The sequence below is a fragment of the Rhizobium sp. UBA1881 genome, from assembly GCF_002338015.1.
GTDB lineage: Bacteria > Pseudomonadota > Alphaproteobacteria > Rhizobiales > Rhizobiaceae > Rhizobium.
On the sequence record NZ_DDHH01000123.1, the window covers coordinates 1330 to 8912 of the forward strand.

At 63.6% G+C, this 7583-nt stretch carries 7 protein-coding genes; 5 read left to right on the top strand and 2 right to left on the bottom strand.

Going from position 1 to position 7583, the window contains the following annotated elements; translation table 11 throughout:
* Together tmk and B3605_RS15210 are read left to right on the top strand one after the other, a co-directional pair.
* On the top strand, positions 1 to 591 hold a 591-nt coding region (gene tmk / locus B3605_RS15205; protein WP_296434859.1), incomplete at its 5' end, for a dTMP kinase.
* Positions 584 to 1609 carry a DNA polymerase III subunit delta' gene (locus B3605_RS15210; RefSeq protein ID WP_112945588.1) on the top strand — a complete coding sequence of 342 codons (1026 nt, stop codon included), beginning with the start codon at positions 584 to 586 and terminating at the stop codon, positions 1607 to 1609. The genes tmk and B3605_RS15210, both read left to right, overlap by 8 nt.
* Before the next feature lie 16 nt (positions 1610 to 1625).
* On the opposite strand, the gene B3605_RS15215 is transcribed toward B3605_RS15210, so the two are convergent.
* Positions 1626 to 2420, bottom strand: a complete 795-nt coding sequence (locus tag B3605_RS15215; RefSeq protein ID WP_112945587.1) for a sulfite exporter TauE/SafE family protein — start codon at positions 2418 to 2420, stop codon at positions 1626 to 1628.
* A 283-nt stretch (positions 2421 to 2703) separates the two neighbouring features.
* Between B3605_RS15215 and metG the strand changes: the two genes are divergently transcribed.
* The 3 genes from metG to B3605_RS15230 are packed head-to-tail and all read left to right on the top strand — an operon-like array spanning position 2704 to position 5885.
* Positions 2704 to 4257, top strand: coding sequence for a methionine--tRNA ligase (metG, locus tag B3605_RS15220; protein WP_112945724.1), 1554 nt, complete (start codon positions 2704 to 2706; stop codon positions 4255 to 4257).
* A gap of 7 nt (positions 4258 to 4264) precedes the next feature.
* Complete coding sequence (locus tag B3605_RS15225) at positions 4265 to 5047, top strand: TatD family hydrolase (RefSeq protein WP_047510479.1); 783 nt, start codon at positions 4265 to 4267, stop codon at positions 5045 to 5047.
* Between the two features lie 4 nt (positions 5048 to 5051).
* Positions 5052 to 5885 (top strand): MBL fold metallo-hydrolase, encoded by an 834-nt coding sequence (locus tag B3605_RS15230; protein ID WP_112945586.1) that lies wholly within the window; start codon positions 5052 to 5054, stop codon positions 5883 to 5885.
* Between the two features lie 24 nt (positions 5886 to 5909).
* Here B3605_RS15230 and atzF read toward each other — a convergent pair.
* A partial coding sequence (atzF, locus tag B3605_RS15235) for an allophanate hydrolase (RefSeq protein WP_296434863.1) occupies positions 5910 to 7583 on the bottom strand: 1674 nt, incomplete at its 5' end.

Sequence of the window (7583 nt, forward strand, 5' to 3'; positions counted from 1 at the left end):
GAGGTCGTGGTCACGCGCGAGCCGGGCGGTTCGCCGGGTGCGGAGGCCGTGCGCCATGTGCTGCTCTCGGGTGCTGCCGAATCCTTTGGAACGCGCATGGAAGCGATTCTCTTCGCCGCCGCCCGCAACGATCATGTCGAGGAGATCATCCGTCCGGCCCTTGGTCAGGGCAAGGTCGTGCTTTGCGATCGATTCATGGATTCTTCGCGCGTCTATCAGGGCGTGACAGGCAATCTGGAGCCCGATTTCATCGAGACGCTGCAACGCGTCGCGATCAACGGTGTCGTTCCCGATTGCACGCTGATGCTCGACCTGCCGGCAAAAGCCGGTCTCGAACGCGCCAAGCGCCGAGGTGCCGCCGGCGACGTCGCGCCCGATCGCTTCGAGAAGGAAGAGATCGAAACCCACGAGAAGCGCCGCGAAGCCTTTCTCGACATAGCTTCGCGCGAGCCCGAGCGCTGCCACGTCGTCAACGCCATGCAGACCGAGGAAGCGATCGCAGCAGAGATCGTCTCGATCGTCGGCCAGTTGCTGGCGCCCGCAGACGCCCCGAAGGTCGCCGAGCCGGCGATGAGTGCCATCGATGAGTGATGAGCACCCGAGCCTTCTCGACGGCGCCATATGGCCGCCCGAAAACACCAAGCTCTTCGGTCATGAAGACGCCGAGGCCTTCCTCGCGCAATCCTACCGTTCCGGCAAGGGTCACCACGCCCTCCTGATGGAAGGGCCGTCGGGGATCGGCAAGGCGACGCTCGCCTTCCGTTTCGCCAATCACGTCCTGTCGCATCCGGATCCCGAGACCGCGCCTGACTTTCTCGCCGATCCCGATCCGAATTCTTCCGTCAGCCGCCAGATCAACTCGGGCGCCTCGCACAACTTGCTGCATCTGGCCCGTCCGGTGGACGAGAAGACAGGCAAGGTCAAATCGGCGATCACCGTCGACGAGGTGCGCCGCGCCGGCCGCTTCTTCTCGCAGACCTCGGGCACCGGCAACTGGCGCATCGTGATCATCGACCCGGCCGACGACATGAACCGAAGTGCCGCCAACGCCATCCTGAAGATCCTCGAGGAGCCGCCGAAGCGCGCGCTGTTCCTGCTGATCTCGCATGCGCCAGGCAAGCTGCTCCCCACCATCCGCTCCCGATGCCTGCCGCTCAAGATATCGCCGCTCGGTGACAACGCGCTGCGCTCGGCTCTGGGGCATCTCGGCGTGGACGCAAATGACCCGTCGCTGCTGGCGTCGGCCAATGGCAGCGTCGGTGAAGCGCTGAAGCTGGTGAACTACGGCGGTGGAGAAATCATCTCCGCCTATAACGAGGTTCTGACTTTGCAGGGGCCATCGGCGCGCAAGGCCATGCACCGTCTGGCCGATGCGCTGTCAGGCAAGGAAAGCGACACGATCTTCGAGTTCTTTGCAGGCCATCTCGGCGACGATCTGATGGGCAAGGCGAAGGCCGCGGCAATGGCGGGGCAGGTGGCCCAGGCCGAACGCCTGTCGCGCCTGCACAGCGATATCATCGAGCGCCTGACGGTCTCCGACGCCTACAATCTCGACCGCAAGCAGACCATCCTGAGCATTCTCGGCGATATCAAGCAGCCCGGACCTTGATCCGGTAAGTTTCGGATCAGGAAGTCAGAAGCTTGTAGGCGACGATCGCAAGCGTCCCTGCCAGCACAAGGCGGATGGTCCGCTCATGCAGCTTCGGCGCCAAAAGGCTGCCCGCGATGATGCCGGGGATCGAGCCCACCAACAGCGCCGCAAGCATGACCCAGTCGATCTCGCCGATCATCCAGTATCCCATGCCGCCGATCAGCGTCAGCGGCACCGCATGGACGATGTCGGAACCGACGATCTCGCGCACATCGAGCCTGGGATAAAGCACGAGCAGGATTGTCACGCCCAGCGCGCCCGCGCCGACCGACGTCAAGGTGACGAGAATACCGAGCGCCAGCCCGAGCACGACCGTAAGAATGCCAAGCGTAGCCGGCCGCAGCGTCCGCCGCTCGCCCATGGAGCGCTGCGCGAAGGCCAGTACCTGTTTGCGAAACACCAGCATGAAGGCCGTCATGACGAGCAGCCAGCCAAGTGCCGTCGTGATCGTATGCGCGACTTCGATGCTCTTGCGATCGACGCCCGACAGCAGCCACAGCATGATCAGTGCTGCCGGCACGCTGCCGGCGGCAAGACAGCCGACGATCCGCCAGTTGATGCGCCCATGCATGCCGTGAACGGCGGTGCCCGCACTCTTGGTGACGGCCGCGTAGAGCAGGTCGGTCCCGACGGCGGTCGCTGGGTGGACGCCGAACAAGAGAACGAGCAACGGCGTCATCAGAGAGCCGCCGCCGACACCGGTGATGCCGACAAGAGCGCCGACGAAGAAGCCCGAGAGCGAATAAAGCGGATCGAAATGGGAGAACATCAAATCGCGGGCCCTAGCCCTGCGTGAAACCGGCCTGCATTCAAAAAGCCTAAATGGGAGCGGTAGGCGCGGGGGACGGCTGATGTCACGTTGCGGAACCCTGTTCGATGGTTCTCTTGGGTAGAATGTGGAAAAAAACGAGTCAAGCACGCGGCGGTCACGAAGATTGCACTGCTATGTGTTGGAGGCGTCGCTTTCCAAACTTACTGTTTCGCTTCGCCGCCACATGCGCTAAGGAGCGGCATATAGATTTCAAAGAATAAGCCGCACGAGAATGGCCGCCATGACAGACAAGACACCCTTCTACATCACCACCGCGATTTCCTACCCGAACGGCAAGCCGCATATCGGCCACGCCTACGAGCTGATCGCGACGGATGCCATGGCGCGCTACCAGCGCCTCGACGGCAAGGACGTGTTCTTCCTCACCGGCACCGACGAGCACGGCCAGAAGATGCAGCAGACGGCCCGCGCCGAGGGCATCACCGCGCAGGAACTCGCCGATCGCAACTCCGGCGAATTCCAGGCGATGGCCAAGCTCCTCGACGCCTCGAACGACGACTTCATCCGCACCACGCAGGATCGTCACCACGAGACGTCGAAGAATATCTGGAACCTGATGGCCGACGCCGGCGACATCTACAAGGACAGCTATGCCGGCTGGTACTCGGTGCGCGACGAGGCCTATTACCAGGAAAACGAGACCGAGCTGCGCGCCGACGGCGTGCGCTACGGACCGCAGGGTACGCCCGTCGAATGGGTGGAAGAGGCGAGCTACTTCTTCAAGCTCTCTGAATACCAGGACAAGCTCTTGGCGCTCTACGAATCCGAGCCTGATTTCATCGGCCCGGCCGAGCGCCGCAACGAGGTGATCTCCTTCGTCAAGTCGGGGCTCAAGGATCTGTCGATCTCGCGCACGACCTTCGACTGGGGCATCAAGGTGCCGAATGATCCGGAACACGTCATGTACGTCTGGGTCGACGCGCTGACCAACTATCTCACCGCCACCGGCTACCTCGAGGACAAGAACGGCCCGCGTGCCAAGTATTGGCCGGCCGACGTCCACATCATCGGCAAGGACATCATCCGTTTCCACGCCGTCTACTGGCCCGCCTTCCTGATGTCGGCCAAGCTGCCGCTGCCCAAGCGCGTCTTCGCGCATGGCTTCGTGCTGGCCAAGGGCGGCGAGAAGATGTCGAAGTCGCTCGGCAACGTGCTCGATCCGTTCGAGCTGATCGAGCATTTCGGCCTCGACGCGATCCGCTACTTCCTGATGCGCGAAATCTCCTTCGGCCATGACGGCAACTGCAGCGAAGAAGCAATCGGCACCCGCATCAACGCCGACCTCGCCAACGGCATCGGCAACCTCGCAAGCCGCTCGCTGTCGATGATCGTCAAGAACTGCGATGGCAAGATCCCGGTCTGTGGTCCGCTGACGGACGAGGACAAGGCGATGCTGGCCGCGGCCGACGCACTGCTCGCCTCGACGCGCGAGGACATGGAAAAGCAGCTCATCCATCGCGCGCTGACGTCGATCATCGCAGTCGTGTCCGAGACCGACCGCTATTTCGCCGGCCAGCAGCCCTGGGCGCTGAAGAAGACCGATCCTGATCGCATGGAGACCGTGCTTTACGTCACGGCCGAAGTCGTGCGCCAGATCGCTATCCTGCTGCAGCCCTTCGTTCCGGGCTCTGCCGAAAAGATGCTCGACCTCGTGGGGGCTGCCGCCGACAAGCGCGACTTCACGGCTCTCGGTGAAGCCGGTCGCCTGGTTTCCGGCACGCCGCTCGAAGCGCCGACGCCGGTCTTCCCGCGCTATGTCGCGCCGCAGGCGTGAGGCTGAGATGCTGATCGATACCCATTGCCACCTGGATTTCGCCGACTTCGAGGAGGAGCGCGACGAGATCGTCAAGCGCGCCCACGATTCAGGCGTCAAGCAGATGGTGACGATCTCGACGCGCGTTCGAAAGCTAGACGGGTTGCTCGCGATCACCGAGAAGTATCCGTCCGTCTTCTGCTCCGTCGGCACGCATCCCAACAGTGCCGACGAAGAGCTGGACATCCAGGCTGAAGACCTGATCCGTCTGGCGAATGCGCATGAGAAGGTGGTCGCGATCGGCGAGGCGGGTCTCGACTACTTCTACGACACGCAGAAGCCCGAGGACCAGAAGACCGGTTTTCTGCGCCACATCGAGGCCGCCCGCGAAACGAAGCTGCCGTTGGTCATCCACAGCCGCAGCGCTGACGAGGACATGGCCGCGATCCTGACCGAGGAGACGGGGAAGGGCGCTTTCCCCTTCATCCTCCACTGCTTCTCGGCGGGTGCAGATCTCGCGCGCGTTGGCGTCGAGCTCGGCGGCTACATCTCGTTTTCCGGCATCCTGACCTTCCCGAAGTCGCAGGAGCTGCGTGACATCGCTGCAACCATCCCGCACGATCGCCTGCTGGTCGAGACCGACGCGCCTTATCTCGCGCCGAAGCGCTGGCGCGGCAAGCGCAACGAGCCGTCCTATGTCGTCAACACGGCCGAAGTCTTGGCCGAGACGCTGGGCCTCAGCTATGCCGAAATGGCCGCGATCACGACTGATAATGCCTTCCGCTGCTTCTCCAAGATGCCGAGGATCTGACACGGTGGGCTACAGGCGGCGGTTCACCATTCTCGGCTGCTCATCGTCACCAGGCGTTCCGCGCATCACCGGCGACTGGGGCGCCTGCAATCCCGACAATCCGAAGAACAGGCGCACCCGCGCCTCCTTCATGATCCAGCAATATGACGCCAACGGCGGCGTCACCACCGTGGTCATCGACACCGGACCGGATTTTCGCGAGCAGATGATCGCGGCCAAGGTCGGACATATCGACGCCGTGATGTACACGCATCCGCACGCCGATCATATTCACGGCCTGGACGATCTGCGCGGCTATTATTTCGGCGCGCAGCAGCGCGTGCCGATCTATGCCGACGAAGCGACCATGGATCGCATCCGCCAGGGCTTCGGCTATTGCCTGGAAACGCCACCCGGCAGCAACTATCCTCCGATCGTCGAGGCAAGGGTGATCCGCGATCTCGACAAGCCGGTCCATATTACAGGCGCGGGCGGCGCGATTTCATTGCGCCCGCATGTGCAGCAGCACGGCGACATCACCTCGCTCGGCTTCCGCATCGGTGACGTCGCTTATTGCAGCGATATCAGCGACTTCCCGCCGGAAACCGTGCCGAAGCTTCAGGACCTCGACGTTCTCATCATCGATGCCCTCCAATATCGCTACCACCCGAGCCATCTGTCGCTGGAGCAATCGCTGGAATGGATCGGCCGCTTGCAGCCGAAACGCGCCATCCTCACCCACATGCACACGCCGCTCGACTACGACACCGTCATGGCCGAGACGCCCGATCACGTCGTCCCGGCCTACGACCAGATGAGCTTCGAGATCGAGCTGGAAAGCCTGGAGCGCGGGGCCTAGGCCCACGCGCTCCAACGCGCGACATCATCGCGCGCCGCCGACCTTCTGCTGCGATCCCGCCTCGACATAGCTGCGCCAGCCGCCATAGCCGGTGATATCGGCCGCACCGGAGATCGCCGCCGCCTCGACTAGAAACCCCTTCACTTCGGTCCCATCCGATAGCGAAATGCTGCCGATCCCGAGCGGTGAGGGGATAGCGGCAACGAAGCGGCCGAAGCCATCCGGCGTCAACCGCCACACCTCCACATCGATCGCTCCTCCCGTGCCCGCTTCGACGCGGATCAGCCCCGGTTTGGCGGGAACCTGGCCGGCGAGCGCATAAAGGCGGTAAGCATCTGTCGTCCGCGCCTCGCGCACGAAGCTTGCGTTGAGCTCGCGAAGCTGATCGTTGAGCGGCATGCCCGAGAGATGCGCACCGACCACGACGATGTCGATCCCCGGCTCATTCCCTAGATCCGGCTGCCCGGCACTCGGCAACGGCCAACCGGTCGCACCCAGCGTCAAGCCGGAGGCGCGGTGGATGTCGCGGGCGAGCGACGCCGTCAGCCCATCCCGGCCGAAGGGGGCGAGCAGCGTGACGCTCGCAGGTAGGCCGTCCGAGCGTTTGCCAGTGGGAACGGCGATGCCGCACATATCAAGCAGGTTGACGAAGTTGGTGTAGGTTCCCAGCCGCGAATTCTCGCGGATCGGCTGGGCGGCGAGATCGGCAAGCGTATAGTGGCTCGGAGCTGTCGGCACGCAGAAGAGATCGACGGAGGCGATCACGGGCGCGAGCTTCCGCTTCATTGCCTGCAGCGCATAGAAGCCATTGAAGGCATCCGCGGCCGTCAGCGTCTTGGCCGCACCGTAGATCTTGCGCGTCACCGGGTGGAAGCTCGCTTCACCCGCATCGAAGAAGTCCTTCACCGCCGCATAGCGCTCAGCCACCCAGGCGCCCTCGTAGAGCAGGTTGGCGACATCGTAGAAATCGCCGAACGGGACTTCGACGATCCGATGACCGAGACCCCGAAGCATCTCGAGCGCGTCCTCATAGGATTCCGCCATGAGGGCATCACCGAAGAAACGCAGATCCGCCTTCGCGGGCACGCCGATCGTCAGCGTCGGAGGCAGATGTCCGTAGCCCGTCGCCGGCACCGTGCGCGAATAGGCGTCCTCGCCATCCTCTCGCGCGGCGACGCTAAAGACGCGCCAGGCGTCATCGACGGAAAGCGCGAAAATCGACACGCAGTCGAGCGTCCGGCAGGCGGGAATGACACCCGTGGTAGACAGCGCACCAACGCTCGGCTTCAGCCCGACGATATTGTTGAGCCCGGCCGGAATGCGACCGGAACCGGCGGTATCAGTCCCAAGCGCGAAACTGACGATCCCCTGCGCGGTGGCCACCGCCGAGCCGGAGCTCGATCCGCCCGGCACCAGCGTCGGATCGATCGCATTGCGCGGGATCGGATAGGGCGAGCGGACGCCGACAAGACCCGTTGCGAACTGATCGAGATTGGTCTTGCCGATCACAAGCGCCCCTGCCTCCTTCAGCAGCCGCACGACGGTCGCGTCCTCGATCGCGCCGTAAGCGTAATCGGGGCAGGCGGCCGTTGTCGGCATGCCGGCAACGTCGATATTGTCCTTCACGGCGAAGGGAATGCCCCAGAGCGGCTTTGCCGCCGGATCGAAAACGCCGAGAGTATCGGCCTCGGCCAGCAG

What these genes read in the sequence shown, in the direction of transcription:
- B3605_RS15210 (WP_112945588.1), top strand. Translation starts at nt 584, where the DNA reads ATGAGTGATGAGCACCCGAGCCTTCTCGACGGCGCCATATGGCCGCCC.
- B3605_RS15215 (WP_112945587.1), bottom strand. Translation starts at nt 2,420, where the DNA reads ATGTTCTCCCATTTCGATCCGCTTTATTCGCTCTCGGGCTTCTTCGTC.
- B3605_RS15225 (WP_047510479.1), top strand. Translation starts at nt 4,265, where the DNA reads ATGCTGATCGATACCCATTGCCACCTGGATTTCGCCGACTTCGAGGAG.
- metG (WP_112945724.1), top strand. Translation starts at nt 2,704, where the DNA reads ATGACAGACAAGACACCCTTCTACATCACCACCGCGATTTCCTACCCG.